General features: G+C 69.7%; 14 protein-coding genes and 1 pseudogene. 4 read left to right on the top strand and 11 right to left on the bottom strand.

Going from position 1 to position 15235, the window contains the following annotated elements; translation table 11 throughout:
* The 4 genes from AB0G56_RS07205 to AB0G56_RS07190 all read right to left on the bottom strand — a co-directional run.
* Positions 1 to 1346 (bottom strand): hypothetical protein (locus tag AB0G56_RS07205; protein ID WP_360964932.1); only part of this gene is annotated, 1346 nt, incomplete at its 3' end.
* Positions 1343 to 1987 (bottom strand): WhiB family transcriptional regulator, encoded by a 645-nt coding sequence (locus AB0G56_RS07200; RefSeq protein WP_040896654.1) that lies wholly within the window; start codon positions 1985 to 1987, stop codon positions 1343 to 1345. The genes AB0G56_RS07200 and AB0G56_RS07205, both read right to left, overlap by 4 nt.
* A gap of 155 nt (positions 1988 to 2142) precedes the next feature.
* Positions 2143 to 2841: a hypothetical protein gene (locus AB0G56_RS07195; protein ID WP_360964929.1), complete on the bottom strand. Its 699-nt coding sequence runs from the start codon at positions 2839 to 2841 to the stop codon at positions 2143 to 2145.
* Between the two features lie 2 nt (positions 2842 to 2843).
* Positions 2844 to 3731: a helix-turn-helix domain-containing protein gene (locus tag AB0G56_RS07190; protein WP_360964926.1), complete on the bottom strand. Its 888-nt coding sequence runs from the start codon at positions 3729 to 3731 to the stop codon at positions 2844 to 2846.
* Positions 3732 to 4580: 849 nt separating this feature from the next.
* On the opposite strand from AB0G56_RS07190, the gene AB0G56_RS07185 reads away from it, so the two are divergent.
* From AB0G56_RS07185 to AB0G56_RS07170, 4 genes are read left to right on the top strand one after another with little or no spacing between them, the layout of a single operon-like run.
* Complete coding sequence (locus AB0G56_RS07185; protein WP_360964923.1) at positions 4581 to 5051, top strand: XRE family transcriptional regulator; 471 nt, start codon at positions 4581 to 4583, stop codon at positions 5049 to 5051.
* Positions 5052 to 5086: 35 nt separating this feature from the next.
* Entirely contained in the window at positions 5087 to 5599 is a 513-nt protein-coding gene (locus tag AB0G56_RS07180) for a hypothetical protein (RefSeq protein WP_245765974.1), read from the top strand.
* Entirely contained in the window at positions 5596 to 6804 is a 1209-nt protein-coding gene (locus tag AB0G56_RS07175) for an MAB_1171c family putative transporter (protein WP_360964920.1), read from the top strand. Before AB0G56_RS07180 ends, AB0G56_RS07175 begins: the two co-directional genes overlap by 4 nt.
* On the top strand, positions 6801 to 8249 hold the full coding sequence (locus tag AB0G56_RS07170) for an amidase family protein (RefSeq protein ID WP_360964917.1): 1449 nt from the start codon (positions 6801 to 6803) through the stop codon (positions 8247 to 8249). The genes AB0G56_RS07175 and AB0G56_RS07170 overlap by 4 nt, the downstream gene beginning before the upstream one ends.
* On the opposite strand, the gene AB0G56_RS07165 is transcribed toward AB0G56_RS07170, so the two are convergent.
* From AB0G56_RS07165 to fxlM, 7 genes and pseudogenes are all read right to left on the bottom strand, one after another.
* Positions 8227 to 8745 carry an ATP-binding protein gene (locus AB0G56_RS07165; RefSeq protein ID WP_165684251.1) on the bottom strand — a complete coding sequence of 173 codons (519 nt, stop codon included), beginning with the start codon at positions 8743 to 8745 and terminating at the stop codon, positions 8227 to 8229. The two genes, AB0G56_RS07170 and AB0G56_RS07165, sit on opposite strands and share 23 nt — an antisense overlap.
* A 39-nt stretch (positions 8746 to 8784) precedes the next feature.
* Entirely contained in the window at positions 8785 to 9420 is a 636-nt protein-coding gene (locus AB0G56_RS07160) for a M15 family metallopeptidase (RefSeq protein WP_360965224.1), read from the bottom strand.
* A 75-nt stretch (positions 9421 to 9495) separates the two neighbouring features.
* Positions 9496 to 9684: pseudogene (locus AB0G56_RS07155) on the bottom strand (NUDIX hydrolase); the annotation flags it as partial.
* A 14-nt stretch (positions 9685 to 9698) separates the two neighbouring features.
* Complete coding sequence (locus AB0G56_RS07150) at positions 9699 to 10463, bottom strand: NUDIX domain-containing protein (protein WP_360964914.1); 765 nt, start codon at positions 10461 to 10463, stop codon at positions 9699 to 9701.
* Positions 10464 to 10658: 195 nt separating this feature from the next.
* Positions 10659 to 11732, bottom strand: a complete 1074-nt coding sequence (locus AB0G56_RS07145) for an NUDIX hydrolase (RefSeq protein WP_360964911.1) — start codon at positions 11730 to 11732, stop codon at positions 10659 to 10661.
* Between the two features lie 371 nt (positions 11733 to 12103).
* The gene (locus AB0G56_RS07140; RefSeq protein ID WP_360964908.1) at positions 12104 to 12718 is read right to left on the bottom strand and encodes a GFA family protein; all 615 of its coding nucleotides are present in this window, start codon (positions 12716 to 12718) and stop codon (positions 12104 to 12106) included.
* 187 nt (positions 12719 to 12905) lie between these two features.
* A complete protein-coding gene (gene fxlM, locus AB0G56_RS07135; protein ID WP_360964905.1) occupies positions 12906 to 15230 on the bottom strand; it encodes a methyltransferase, FxLD system in 2325 nt (774 codons plus the stop codon).
* Positions 15231 to 15235 lie beyond the last annotated feature (5 nt).

Below are 15235 nucleotides of genomic sequence, written 5' to 3'. Positions count from 1 at the left end.
TTCCCCGTGTCGGTGTCGTTCGGTCCCCGGTCCCCGGTGGGCTCGGTCCCCGTGTCGGTGTCGTTCGGTCCCCGGTCCCCGGTGGGCTCGGTCCCCGTGTCGGTGTCGTTCGGTCCCCGGTCCCCGGTGGGCTCGGTCCCCGACTCGGCGGCGTTCGGTCCTGGATGCGAATCAGGGCCTTGAGCAGCTACTTCTCGCGTAGTGCGGTCGGTCCCCACGCCTCCGGCGTCCCCCTGTGAGGCTTCCGGGTCGGTGGGACCGGTCCCCGGGACCCCACCTGTGGCTGGAACCTCGGTCCCCACCCTGGTCCCCGCGTTCTCGCCCCCGGTCCCCGTGCCATCCGACGCCTTAGAGTCCGCAATCTTGGGGACCGGTCCCCTCGGGGCGCTCGGTCCCCGGTCCCTGTACGACTCGTGGGGGCCGGGGGGATCGGTTGCGGGGACCGGCGCCGTCGAGGCCGGATGTGAGGGGACGGCGGCTGCCCTCGCGGTGATGTGCGCCGGGGACCAGGGCGAGGGAAGCGGGACCGTGGCGAGCGCGAGTGCGTGCCGGCGCGCGGCGAGCTGGTCGAGCAGCTGTGCGCGCTGGCGGGCGTCGGTCCCGACCGAGGCCCTGCCGACCGCCTTCGACAGGCGCCGCGTCAGCCGCCGGCTGCGTCGGCTCTGCTGCTGCTCGGGTGTGCGTTCGGCGAGGCGGACGGCGAGGGCGACTGCGCGGGCGGTGGCCCGGTCCCGAGTGATCTGTGCGGCGTCGCGGTCGCGTGCGGCGATCCCGAGGCGGGACAGCAGCCGCTCGCGTGCTTCCCGCCCCAGGACGGCGATCAGTCCGTGGGAGGCGGCACCCGGGGTGCGCAGGCGCAGCTCGATCCCCATCGCGAGGTGCCACAGCATCGCCGCCATGACCGGCCCGACGAAGGCCCTTACCGTGCCGCCGATAGGACCGCTCTCGGCATAGGCGGGGATCACCTGAACTGTGGTGATCACCCAGACCAGCGTGCCCGGCAGGCCGGGGGCGCCCTCGGTGGCCAGGTTCTGCCGTGCCATCAGCGCCGTCGCGAAGAGCGCCAGCTCGGCCGCGGCGAACATGCCGGCTCGCTCGGCGGCGCCGGCCATGTCGAGGTAGTCGGCGGCGAACCGCCAGCTCGTGTCCGCGGAGTAGCAAGTACAGCCGAGGGCGGCAAGGGCAGCGACCTTGACCGCCGGACCGCTGAGACGTTTCTGCGGGCGCGTGCTTCGGCGCCGGACCGTCCAGGCGGTCAGCACCAGCACGACGGCGGCGGGCACCACGGCGGCGAGGAGGAGAGAGAGGTCCGGAGCGGCGCCGAGGGACAGGAAGGGGTGGGTCATGCGGCCTTTCCGAGAGAGGCGTGCGCCGGAGTCGATGCTGCCGGGCGGGCTGCCGGCTGCTGTGTGCCGGGTGCTGAGGCGGGCGGGGGGCCGCCTGCTGCTGGGGCGGTCTTCTTCCGCTTCTTCTTGGGCCGCGGCACGCCGTAGGTGCGGTCGCGGTCGAACACCTTGTTGGCCGCCTGCCGCAGCAGGTCGCGTGCGTGCTTGTGGCTGATCTGAAGGGCGGTGGCGAGCCGGTCGGGCCGCCAGCCGCGTACGTAGGCGTGGTCGATGACGACCTGCCGCTCTGCCTCGGTCAGATGCACGTCGCGTCCCAGGAAAAAGGAGGTTACGCGTCGGTAGTCGAGGCGCTGGTGCAGTCCGTCGTGCCAGGGACGCCGCTCGGCCTCGGTGAGGCCGCCCCAGATGCCCTCCTTGAGGACGTTCTCCAGGGCGAAGTTGAGGCAGTCGCTGCGTACCGGGCACCAGCCGCACAGCTCCTTCGCCTCGGCGATGGCTTCGTGGTCCCGCGGGAGCGGGAAGAAGACGGCGTCAGCGTCCTCGACGTCCATGCCGTGGCACGCTCCCTGGGTGTGCCAGTTGGTGTCTCCGATACTGCGCAGGCCGGTGGCCGGCGCGTCGTGGGTGGTGATGTGACGCAAGGGTGGTCTCCGATGTGCTGCCGCGTCGGCCGGCTGGGGCGGTGCTGGGCGCGGCGTCGGGTGGCCGCAGCGCGCGGGCGTGCGCCGCAGCCGGGGCGGGACGGTGATAGGGGGTAGCGGTGCATCGGGCGGGATGCACGCGCCCGATGCGCCGGTCAGGCCACGGCGGGCTGCTGGGCCTGCCGGGCGGCGGCGAGGTCGACGCGGCCGGGGTGCGGGGTGGCGCGCGGGGCGGTCGTGCGTACCCCGTCGTCGGGACCGATCCGGCGGCGACGACACGGCTCACCGGGCTGGGCCAGGCACCACTCGCACTTGACGCTCAGGGCGTCGGGCAGCCCCTGAGCGACGGCGGCCTCGCGGGCTGCGCGAGCGGGCCGATAGGGGGCGAGGGCTGCGCGGGCGGCGGGCGGTATGCAGGAGCCGATCTGCCGCAGCCTCGCCTCCAACCTTGGGTCGATGCGGTCGCGACCGCTGGTGATGGCTGTGGCCTGGGCGGGCTGCGCGGTGCCGGCGGCGACGGCGCGGCGGGTGCCGACCAGCTCGGCGGTCCAGGCGGCCTGGTCGTCCGGGTCGGCGGACGGCGTGGGATCGGAGTGCCGGGCCAGGCGGTCGCGACGGTAGCTCTCCCAGGGGCGGGCGACGTCCGCGGGCAGGATCTGGTACGGCGAGACTCTGATGTGCTGGCGGGCGGCGACGCGGGCGTCCCAGCCGTGCGGAGTGGCCATCGGCACGTCGCCAAGCAGCTCGTGCCACTGTGCGAGCTGGTCGCGTGCCTCGCCCTGGTCGGTGCGGATGGTGCGGGGGTCGAGTCGGCCGATGTAGGCCAGCAGGGCTGCGATTTCACGGCGGTCCACGACTACTGCTCCGTTCCGGTCGGCTCGTTCAGGGCGGCGAGAAGTGCGGCGGTGTGGGCCTCTGCCCGCGTCATGCCGCCGGGCTGGCCGGGACCCGTGCCGGGCACGGCGTAGAGGTTCGGGCGGCCAGGGGGGTGCTCCCGGGCGACCCAGGAACGCCAGTCGGCAGCCCACGCAGCCGCCGGCCTCGGCTTGAAGCCGGAGCGGTGGGCACGCCACTTCGCGTCGGCCGCCTGCAGGCCCTGCTCGCCCAGACGGTCGAGGTGCCCCTGCTCGCGGGCCCAGGTGTGGGTGGCTGGGTCGACCTGCCACTCGGCAGCTGAGAGGACGGCAGCACCACCACTGCTGTACCTCCGGTTCAAATCCGGTTCACTACGGTTCTGTGTGCCGGTTTCCGGTACATCGCTGTGCCGGTTCCCGGCACGTCGAGGTGCCGGTTTCCGTCCGGACCTGCCGGATTCCGGTACTGCCGGTTTCCGGGCCCTCGCAGGGGATTCCGGCACCTCACGCGGGCGGATGTTGTAGCGCCGCAGGGCCGAGACCCGGAGCGCCGGGGTGGCTTCGGTCCCCTCCGCCGGCGTCTGGTCGGGGTCCTTGTCGTCCACGGTCTCCGCCAGGACCTTGGCGGCGAGGGGGAGGCGGTAGACGGTGCTGCGCTGCGGGCCGGTGAGGTCTTCGAGCTGCTCCAGCTCACCGGCGTCGACCAGACGGTCGATGGCTTCGCGGACCGTGGAGACGGAGGCGCGGGTGCGCTTGGCCAGGCTCGACAGGGAGGCCCAGGAGACGCACTGCTCGTCGCCCACCCGGTCGGCGATCGACAGCAGGACCAGACGCGCCGTCCCCCGGCTGCAACTGTGCTCCCACACCCAGTCGCGGGCTTCGCTGCTCATCGGCAGCTCCCGACGAGCGGGCGGGTCCCGCAGCTCGGCGGGGCCATGAACGTGCGGTCCGGCTCGGGGCGCTGAGGCGCCGAGGCGGAGATGGCTGCCGCGCAGGCCAGGCGAAAGGGCCTTTTGCGCAGGGCAGGAGACATGCGATACTCCCCTTTGCAGTGTTGCCACGCTGACGCGCCCCTTGGAAGGACTCAGCGTGGTGATGGTGGGCAATCTCCGCCCTTGCCGGGGCGGGTATGCCGCTTAGCGTTCGGCGTCCGTGAGTTACCGCTCCCGGGCGCCGTCGCTGTTTGTGGACCTTCGCGGTCCGGTCCGTCCTCGTGCTCTCCTCATGTCCGTCGCTGCGGGCGGGCTGCCCGGGGACGACGAACATACGCACGGACCCGTATCAAGATCCAGACTTGGTTCTTAAACTCTGTACTGGTTGCAGAGAGTCATCGGATGATCGTGTGCCGCAAGTGTCCGTACGGCACGACCTGGGGCGCACCCCCGCGTCGAAGCGCACCGTTGCCGCGGTTGCCTCGAACGCCGAGAGCGTGTCACTGTGTCCGAATTGGAACGGGTGTCTGTTATTCCCTGCAGTGGAAATGCGAGGCGGATGGGGTGTTTCCACTGCCGCCTCCGCGCTTTCCGGTCGAAGATAAAATCCTGCGTGCCAGACGTGACCTATGTCGCTGGCTGAATGTGGCTTGTGCCACTCACCCGGCATACTCCTGCCGGTAGAAACGGACAGGCCGACCTGAAACAGGCGGTACGCGTCACACGGAAACGTGCTGGTGAGGAAGAACTTTCCATACAGTGGATCAGCTCGTCAACTCACGTTTATCGCGGGGTAGGGTGCTTGAAGTGACGACGAAGTCCACCCAGGAAAGGATCATGAAAGACTCGACCCAAGGCCAGGTGAGCCCCAAGGGGCTCATGGACCGCCTAAACCGCCTGTTCGACACAGTGCACCCGCCCGACCGCGGCCCCTTCAGCAACGCCGAGGTGGCCGAACTCATGGAGAAGCGCGGGCTGGGCAAACTGTCGGCCCAGTACCTCTGGCTCCTGCGGACCGGGCAGCGCGATAACCCGACGAAGCGTCACCTCGAAGCGCTAGCAGGGTTTTTCGGCGTGGACCCCGCATACTGGTTCGACGACGCCGTCGCCGAAAAGACCGTGCAGGAACTTGAGTTGCTCGCACTGCTTCGCGACACGAAGATCAAAAACGTGCTCCTTCGCCTGTCCGACGTTTCCGCAGACGGAAAGGATGCCGTCCTGGGAATCGTCGAGAGCGTACGAAAATCCGAGGGGTTGCCACCCTCAACTGGCTCGTAAAACGGCCGCGTTCAGTAAGTGATCAAGGAAAAGCAATGTGGTCCGCACGTAGGCTGCGCCGGCCTGACCTCTTGGCCGAGCTGCAGCTCCCGCACGTCACCAATATCCGCGACCTCAGCGACGAGGTCTCACGCCGCACGGGACGGAAGGTGGTCCTGGAGGCCCGTGAGCAGGCGCCCTCCGTGTGCGGGGCATGCGCCGTCACGGAGAGTGCCTTCCACGTGTACTACGACCCGCGGACCAGCTCCCTGCACCAGGACCACATCATCGCCCACGAGTTCAGCCACCTTCTGCTCGGCCACCACAAGAACCGCCCGGCGTCCGCGCTCTCCTCAACGATCTTCACCAGCGTGGGCTCGGCCACCGTCGAGATGATGCTGGGCCGTACCAAGTACGACGAGGACGAGGAGCGGGACACCGAGCTCCTCGCCTCGTTGATCCAGCGCCGGATCATCGACCGGTGGCTGCGCAGCGACGAGTCCTCCGGAGACGAAGTGCAGGACCGGGTCACGCACACGCTGCTGCGCCGACGGGAGGCCCGGCCGTGAAGGACCTGCTCCACCCGATCAGCCTCGTCGTCGCCACGCTCGGCTTCCTCTGCTTGCTGCGGGACGTGCCGACCCGCCGCCGAGACCCCGCCTTCACCGCGCTGGCCGCCGTCTTCCTGCTGTCAGGGCTGTCGTTCCTGTTCTCCATCACACTGATGTGGCAGTACCTCGACCATGTCCTGGGCGTGGTGAACCTCTCCGTACCCCTGGCGATGGGGTGCGTGGTCGCGCTGCTCGCCTGCCAGCAGATCGTCCTCACCTACTGGGGATCACCCCCCGAAGTTGCCCGCAGCAGGGCACGGGAGTGGCTAGCCGCAGGCTTCGCTGTGATCGCAGGGCTGCTGGTGCTGTTCGCCCTGCTGACGCCGAACGCGCCGCGACCGATCAACTTCACGCTGTACTACGCGCATGATGGCTGGTACGCCGCGTATCTCACCCTGTACGTCACGGCCTACACCATCGGCGAACTGTCCCTCGCCCGTGCCTGCTGGCGCCTGGCCCACCGCAGCACACGCGGGTCCGTCCGTATCGGCCTGCGCATCGTCGCCCTCGGCGCGACCGTCACTCTCGGATACAGCGCCGTGCGCATCGGGAACGTGATCGCCGGCGCCTTCAACGCGTCGCTCGCAGAGTGGGAGGGCTTCGCGTGGACCTGCGGCGATGTCGGAGCCATGCTCACGCTCATCGGCTGGCTAGTGCCCACCATCAACGATCAGGCTCAGAGTCTCCAGTACCGGATCAAGCAATACCGCAGCTACTACGGCCTACGCCCCCTGTGGCTGGCGTTCTACAGCGAGGCGCCCGAGATCGCACTGCCGATCGACCGAGTCGACCCGGCCCAGAGGCGCCGCTTCCGCAGCATCTCGATCCGGCTCTACCGCCGAGCAGTCGAGATCCGAGACGGACGGTTCGTGATCCGTCAGTACCTAGATGCCGCAGTCCGCGAAGCCAGCGAAGCCCGCCACCGGGCCCGAGGACTTCACGGAGAAGAGCTGTCTGCGGCCGTCACCGCCGACCAGATCCTCGCCGGAATCGCCGCCCGGGCCGCCGGTACCCGCCCGGAGACCGACCAGCTCACCGAGTTCGCCGACTCCGAACGCCAGACCAGCAGGCCCATGGACGACATCGACGCTCTCCTCGACGTAGCGCGCCACCTGCCCCGCCAGCCCGCACGAGCCCCCCACCTTGAGCAGGTCTCCGCATGACGACCGACCTCACCCACCAACCCGCCCACGTCCAGCTCCAGGCCCTGGATCGCCGCGAGATCTCCAGCCGCGAACTGCTCGACCTCCACCTGGCGCAGATCGACGCCAGCCAGATCAACGCCGTCGTCACCCGCGACGACAGCACTGCCCGAGCCGTCGCACACGCAGCCGACGAACGCCGCGCCCGCAACGAGAGCACCGGCATCCTCGACGGCCTTCCCCTCACGATCAAGGACAGCTTCGAGACGGCCGGCCTGCGCACCACCAGCGGTGCCGAAGACCTCGCCGATCACGTTCCCGCACACGACGCCGACGCCGTCGCCCGGCTCCGCCACCAAGGCGCCGTCATCATGGGCAAGACCAATACCCCGGCGTACTGCCAAGACCTGCACACCGACAACGTCCTGTTCGGCCCCACGCTTAACCCGCATGACCCCAAGCGCACTACCGGCGGCTCCTCCGGCGGCCCCGCCGCCGCCGTCGCCGCACACCTGACCCCCGCCGACCTCGGCAGCGACCTCGCCGGCTCCCTGCGGCTCCCCGCCCACTACTGCGGTGTCTACGGCCTGCGCCCCACGCAGGGACTCATCCCAGCCCGCGGCCACGTCCCTCGCCCGCCGGGGTGGATCACCAGCAGCGACATGGTCACCCCCGGCCCCCTGGCCCGCCACCCCCGAGACCTCGACCTGCTCCTCGCCGCACTGACGACACCGTCACCCGACGAGAACAACCCCTGGAGCGTCACGCTGCCCACGGCGCAACGCGAGATCGGCCAGCTCCGCGTGGCAGTGTGGGCCGACGACGCGAGCTGCTCAGTCGACCGCAACACCGCCGATGCTCTCGCCAGCGTCGAACGGACGCTGACCTCCGCCGGCGCGAGTGTCCGCCACACCACGGGGCCGGTCGGCTTCGCTGACTCTCTGCGCCTCTTCGAGCAGCTCCTCTACGCCACCACGACCGCAGCCACCGACGACGACGCTAGCGCCGCCGAACTCGCCGCTGCCCGTGACCTGCACACGGACGATGCGAGCCCTCGAGCCGCCTTCCTCCGCCACCGAACGCAGACACACCGTGTCTGGCTCCGCGCCAACGAGGAGCGCCACCGCCTCCGGCAGACGTGGCACCGGTTCTTCGCCGACGCCCAGCACGACGTCCTCATTACGCCCGCCGCTCCTACGGCGGCGATCCCGGCCGGGAGCCGCTCTCTCGTGGTCGACGGCGTTGAACGGAGCTTCTTCGACCAGACCGGCTGGGCCAACCTGACCAGCCACGTCGGTCTGCCCAGCCTGGTCATGCCTGCTGCGCGTAGCGCCGATGGCCTCCCGATCGGTGTGCAGCTGGTAGGACCGTCCTATTCGGAGCGGTCCTTGCTCGTGATGGCCGAGCACCTGGCGCCTCTGCTCGGCGGGACGGCCGGGGGCGTCATCGGATCATGGAGCGGATGACCTCTGCGTCGCCGTTGTAGGTGATGACGGCACCTTCATCCTCGGTAGGCGGTTCGAACCGAGCGAAGAAGTCGTCCAAGGCTTCCGGAGTCACGTTCAAGGCATTGGCGTCCTTGCGCTGGTTGCGCGCGGCGAGGCGCCGCAGGAGCTCCTCCCTGGAGGCCGGCAGGTAGACGAGCAGCGGGAGTCCGCCCGCGGCCCGGACTGTCTTCTTCCATTCCTCGCGATCGGCACGACGCCACAGGCCGTGGTCGAGGACGACGGCACGGCCCGCGCGCAGGTGCTCCGTGAGCTGCGCACGTACGGTCTCGACCGCAGGAGCCTCGCGCTCGAAATACCCGTGCTCGGGATAGTCGACCCCATACCGGCCGTGGAGGCGGTGGACCTCCTCGTCAACGCTGAGGCGGACAAGGCCCATCGCGGCGAGAGCCTGTGCAAGGTGCGTCTTGCCGGAGCCGGTGATCCCGATGAGCAGGACGGCGGTCGGCTTGCTCACGATGTCGCGCTCCCTCGCGGTACTGCTGATAGCTGCTGCTTACGTGCGGTCGCGTGGTCCGTAGACGGCGGCTGCCTGACCGGTGTGGAGGGCCCAGTATCGGTCTCCGTAGCTGAAATGCCACCATTCCGTTGGATAGTTCATAAAACCGGCGGCTGACATGACGCGGCAGAGCGTGTCGCGATGGGCCCGGGCAGCGCCGCTGATCGAGTTCGCGTGGGTGTAGCAGGCGCCGTCGCTTTCCTCTGGGGAGGCGTTCATCCTCGTCCCCATGTCCACCTCTTGGCCGTCCGAGGCCGCGAGGGTCAGGTCGACGGCCGCGCCGGCGCTGTGCGGCGCGATCTCCGGTGGGGAGACGTAGCGGCTTGCGGCCTCGTGGACGCGGCTGTCGCTCCAGTCGGGGTTTCCGCGACGCAGCTCGGTCGCGTACTCCTCGAAGTACGCCCGCTGGAGCGCCGGAGGCCGGTACCCCTCGACGACGAGCAGGCGGAACTCAGTGGGAAGCAGTCGCTGGGCGTGTTCCAGGCGCTCGATGAGCCCGTGCCGCAGGTGCGCGAAGTGGCGGTCGGGGTCCTGCTTGCGTTGATCGACGAGGAACAGGCCGGACGCCCGTATGTCGATGAGTTCCTCGCCGCAGTCCTGAACAGGGATGGCGGCGACCCGAGGGTCGGACATCAGCACGATCTTCAACTACGTCTCCTTCGACAGTAAAAGATGAGCGGTGCCGCAGGCGTACGAGGGTGCTGGCGGTCAGGCCAGGCCGTCGCCCGGCATGGCCGCTGGTCCGGATGCGAAACGCGTGGAGTGCGCTGGTGAGTGGTCGATGGCCAAGTCGGGCCGCCATGCGGTGAGGAACTGGGCGCTGCACACGAACAGGCTGTCGGGGAGCTGATCGAGCGGGTGCCAAGCCCAGTCGCCGACGCTTTCGTCCGGCTGGGTGGGTGCGCTGGGGATCAGGTGTGCGTGGTGAGGTAGGCGGGGCCTTCGCCACGACGGGCCCGTTCGATGGCGTCGAGGCGAGCGAAGGCGCGCGGCGCCATCAGGCCCTGCCAGGTGGCGAGGTCGTGCACGGCCCACATGTCGTGCTCGGCGGGATCGAGTCGGATCCGACCGAGCTGCTCTGCGGTGAGCCGGCCTCCGTCGAAGATGAGCCCTACCTTGTTCAGCGGCAGGCGGGGCCCGGCGTGCAGGAAGTGCGTCAGGAGTAGCTTCGGCGTATCCAGGCCCAGTTCGAGGCCAGTCTCTTCGACCGCTTCGCGGCGAGCGGTTTGCAACGGGTCCTCTCCTTGGGCGTCCAGGTTGCCGCCCGGGAACTGCCAGAGGCGCGAGCCGTAGACCGAGCGCAGTTGAACCGGCCGGTCGTGTTCGTCGCGGATGTACAGGCAGCCGTACACCGTATGGTGGGGGACGGTCTGCGCGTACTGCGCGGGCGTCATCGGCATCGGTCGGCCTGGCCGTGCAGGGCGGTGGTCGAATGCCAAGGCGAGGACGCCGAGGCCCTCCTTGGCTGGCGGGTAGATGCTGCGCAGGTTGGCGAGCAGTTCTCCGGGCGGCCCGTTCGGGTCGATGCGCGCTGGGTCCTCTGAACTGAGCAGATCCTCGAAGGAGGGGTACGGGGTGATCCTCTGCACGATGACGTCGAGCTCCCGGCCTGTGTCGCGGTCGTGGAAGACGACCGTGTCGCCGACGGCAACGGCGCGCTTCTGCGGGGTGGCCACCCTCACTTCGATCGTCTTGCGCCCTGCCTCTACTTGACGGTAGTACCGCGGGAGCAGGCGCATGTGGTGCTCCCGCGGTCCACCTCCTGTCGCCGGGTTCGGGACGGATGAGATCGCCTGTTGGGTGTCGTCCGGCACACGTGCCTCCGATCGATGGTCTGGCTGGTCCAGGGCTGAGAAGGGCGGTCGTTCGTGTCAGCTCAGCCGCATCCCCTTCGCAGGGACTTCGTCGATTGCGGTGGGGCGAGCGGTGGGCAGGCCCCAACGCTCTCGGGCTGTCTCAGCGGCGAGTCGGGCTTGCCGCGCTCCTGGCGGGCCCCATCCCAGAAGGGCGGCTGCCTGGGCGGGGGTTGCGAGCAGGCGTGCGAAGGGGCGGCCGGTGGCGGGGTCGACGGTCGCCGGCCCGATATCGGTGACCCGGGCGGCTAGGCGGAGCCGGGCGTTGGGGCCCACTCCGCCGTAGACCTCGCCGATCTCATCCAGCACCCAGCCCAGTCGCACCGGGTCGGTCAGGGTGAGCTGGGCTTCCTCGGCGGCTTCGCGGTGGAGGGTGTCCTCGGGTGTCGTGTCGGTCCTTTCCACAGTGCCGCCTGGCAGCATAGGCAGGGCGCCCCGGGGGCTTGGGCCGGCGACGAGGACGACCCGGCCGTCGGGCACGAAGCACCACGCCCAGGCTTGCTGCACGGGGAGCCGTTCAGGGACAGGGTCACGGTTGAGGGGGCTGTCCCACAGGGGCCGGTAGCGGACGTGGACGTCATGGCGGTCCAGGGGTGGGATATCGAGGATGTGCCGGCCGTCGGCGAGGTGGGCGGTGGCGGTGTTCCCGAGGCGGGCGCGGTAGGCGGCGAGCATGATCTGCCCGTCCACGGGGCGCAGCCGCTGCATCGCGTCCCGCGTTTCGAGGAAGGCGTACTCGGATAGTTCCTTGCGCGGCAGGCGGATCGCCTTCGCCTGGTCAGGGGTGAGGGTTCCGCCGTCGAAGACGTAGCGGATCTCTCCGGGGCATGGGATGCCGCGCCGGATGGCGGCGTGGTGTGACGAGAGGGAGTGGACGGCGAGCACGCTCGCCAGGGGCATGTTCGGCAGACCCAGTTCTTCGGTGATCTCGCGTCGGCAGGCGTCGTGCGGGTGTTCGCCGGATTCAACGACTCCTCCGGGCAACAGCCACCGGTCGTCCTCATGATAGGTGGGGTGTACCAGCAGGACGCGGCCGACCTGGTCGGTGACGATCGCGGCGGCGCCGAGCCACACCGCGTGCCGGGAGGACACGGCGTACTGCGCTGGCGAGAAAGCAGCCCGAGGTGCAACGCGATCCGAAGGGGAAGCGGGGGAGGTCACGTGGCTCTGCCTTTCAGGACGGTGGGCGGGCGTGTCATGGCGCGGACGGGGGAGCGTGGATCAGGCGGCGCCGCCGCTCCGTCGCTGCAGCTCTCACTGGGACTGGAACAGCCTCGGTTCCTGGGTGAGTTGGTCGTAGGTGCCTTCCTGGATGATCTGTCCTTCGTCCAGGACGCCGATCCGGTTGCTGATGGCCACGTTGGTGAGTCGCGCTGGCGGCAGGGGGGACTGTGCTGCCGATCGGCGTCCGCGAGCGGACGACCGGCATGCCTGGGCCGACTTCGGCAGCCCGGCGACGGACATCAGCCGCTCGGCGTGCGGGCTGGTGATGAACCGCACGGTAGCGTGGCCGCGGACCGGGGCGGTTCTGGGGCGAGAGTGAATTTCATCCACGGAACGGCGTTCTCTCGGAAGGAATGCCCGACGGGCTCGATACCGCGTTGGTGGGGGAGGTCGAGACTGAAGCCGGTCACCATGATCATGTCTGTGGAGTCAGCGACGGAGATCAGGTGGGTGCCGCAGCGGGGGCAGAACCCGCGGCGAAGGTCTGGCCATGTCGAGTACCAGGTTGGTTCACCGCCGGGGCCTGTCCAGGCCAGCCCGTTCTTGTGAAAGCCGACCCAGAGTACGGCTGGACCGCCGGAGATCCGGGTTTCGTGAGGACATGAGCACAGATGGGGATCATCCGGGAGGCCGCTGACCTCGTATGCGATGTCACCGCACTGGCATCGGCCGGTTCGGATCTCTGGGGCCAGGAGGGTGACAGCCTGTGCGGTGGCTTCGGATCCGTCGGCTTGCTGGCTCTCGGACACCAGGCGGGGCGGTGTGTGCACCAGCACCGGGTCACCGGAAGGACTGCGTGTGGTGTTGCAGATTTCGCGCTCGGTTTGTTCGGAGGGGCGGGTCGTCTCGGCCATGGATCTCCTCGGGGAAATGGGATGCGGACGGCAGGGTCGTGGAGGCTTCTAGCAGGTGCAGGAATCGATGGGTGGGACTCGACGCCCGTGAGCCGGGATTCCGTCGGGCTCACGTATGCCGGACATAGCAGGCCGTCCTGGTCCGGCGCGCTTCAGCGCCAGCCCCACGTCTTTCGTCCGGCCGGGTCTACGACGACGGCACACGGCCCGGCCACTGGAACACGAGGCGGCTGTGGGGCTTGTCCAGGACGTCGCCGGCGGGTAGCTGGCGGTCGGGGGTGCTAGCCGGGTGAACGGTCAGGACAGGGTCGTTTTGCTTGCCGTCGTTCGTGCGTACGTCGCGGTCCCAGGCTCTCACCGTGGCCGCCAGCTGCTCGGCGAGCTGCGGGCCGTGCTGGCCGAAGGCGTGGACGACCCACTCCCACTCCTTTTCGGCAGGGCTGTCACCGTGCCGGGTCTGGACGTGGATGAGGTAGGCCAGTGAGGCGTCGCCGAGGATCGCCGGCGCATCGCCGTCCTTCGCGATCTGGGTGACGCCCGTGCCTTTGTCCCGGTGAGCGGACAGACGGACGAAGCCTGGCAATGTGGTGGCCGCGTAGAGCTGCAGCGAGCCGAAGTAGAAGGCCGCCCCCATGGTGACCCCGGTGGCGACCTGGTGGCGCGGCCCGCGCAGCGCCTCTTCCAATCCCTTCGTCGAGGCGGGGGTGCCGTCTTCGAATCGGAGCTTCAGCTCGCCGTCGAGGAGGTCCACGGCCGGGATAGGGCGGGCGTGTTCGCCCTGGGCGCGGAGGAATCCGCAGTGCGTGAACTTTCGCGCGTGCAGTACCTCGCAGCGTCGCTCGAACGCGATCGCCCTGGTGTATCCGTGGATTTCGAGGGGCAGGACCAGGCGCCCGCCCTCAGCGACCTGCTCCCGCCAAGCTGGGGAGATGTCCCTGGAGTTGTAGGTGATCACGACTCCGTCGAAGCCTCCACGCGGTACGAGGTGCGAGGGGGCGCCGAGTGCCGCATCGCCCTGGAACGCGGTGACACGACCGCTGCCAGCCTCTGTGGTCAACCGCCGGGTGCGGTGCACGACGTAGGGGTCGATGTCGCCGGTGACCACCCTGCCCGTGGGGCCGGCCACATGGGCGATGAGCTCGGCGTTGTAGCCGCCGGATCCCGCCTCGAACACGATCGCTCCCGGCTTCAGGCACAGGCTTTGGAGCATGTCGGCCTGGAGCCAGGCCGCGGACACGGAACTGGTCGCATTTCCTGCCTCGTCGCGGCGGGTGATGATGGCCCGGTCGCCTCCGTCGTACGCGGTCTTCAGGGCTTTCTCGGGGACGAAGCGGTGCCGGGGCACCGTGCGCAGCGCCTGCTGTACCGGTTCGGAGGGCGCCCAGCCGCCGTCGATGACCGTGTTGGTCATCTGCTGGCGCAGCCGGACAGCTTCTGCCGGTTCGCCGGGCACGGGCGGTTGGTCGATCGCGAGCGGATAGGAGTGGACCGGTGCAAGGCCAGGAATAACCCCGGGCCAGGTCGCGCCCAGGGCCTGCGCGGCTGGAGCGAACACGGGACCGAGGCAGGCCACGGCGTGCAGGTCATGCCACTCCCACCGGTCGAACAACTGCCGTTCTCGGTTGGCGAGGGTGCCGGACCATGCGGTGATACGGACGACCGCGGTGAGCCGCGGCACGCCGTGGCTGTCGTCGGCCAGCATCGTGGCCACGTGCGCGTCCGAGGCCGAGGCGGTCAGGCCCGTCTCCTCGGCCAGTTCCCGAACCGCCGCCGCTTCGAAGGACTCCGCACCACTGGTCTTCCCGCCGGGAAGTTCCCACATGCCCCGGCGCGAGCGGCCGAGCAGGACCCGGCCGGCCTCGTCGGTGACGACCGCAAGGGCGCCTGTCACAGCCAGACCGGTGGGCGGTCGCTGCCGCTCCACCGCCCGGGTGCCGGTGTGGCACGGGCCGCGCAGGACCAGGACAGCGAGCTGGTCCGCCTCCAGCCGCTCGACGGTCTCCCAGCCTTCGGCGAGCAGGCGGACCTCGTCCTCGTCGAGGGCGATGTCCCGTCGTTCGGCCGGGGTGTGCTCGACCACGGGGGTGATGGCCACAAGCGTGCCGCCGGGCCGCAGTCGTTCACCGAGCCCGTGCAGGACGCGGCTGCGATCGCGCAGGAAGGGGTACATCAGCCGCATGGTGACCAGGTCGTAGCCGTCCTCGTGCAGATCTGCCGGGTCGTCGCGCTCGATGTCCAGGCAGATCCAGCGCACCCGCTCGACGTCGGCGTGTTCGTCCCGGGCCCGGGCGAGAGCACTGTCGGCGAAGTCGACGGCGTCCACCGTGTAGCCGAGGGAGGAAAGGTAGGCGGCCAGGCTGCCGGTGCCGCAGCCCACATCGAGCGCCCGTCCGCCGCCATCGGGAACGGGAGCGTGCTCGGCGAGCAGGGCCCGCTCGCGCTCACCGAGTTCCCGGAACCCCTTGCCGTCGGCATAGTGCTGCTGCCACTGGTCGCGGACGACGTACGCCACGGGCG

This window comes from Streptomyces sp. NPDC021356, from assembly GCF_040641015.1.
Lineage (GTDB): Bacteria > Actinomycetota > Actinomycetes > Streptomycetales > Streptomycetaceae > Streptomyces.
This window is presented reverse-complemented; position numbering and strand designations above follow the sequence as displayed.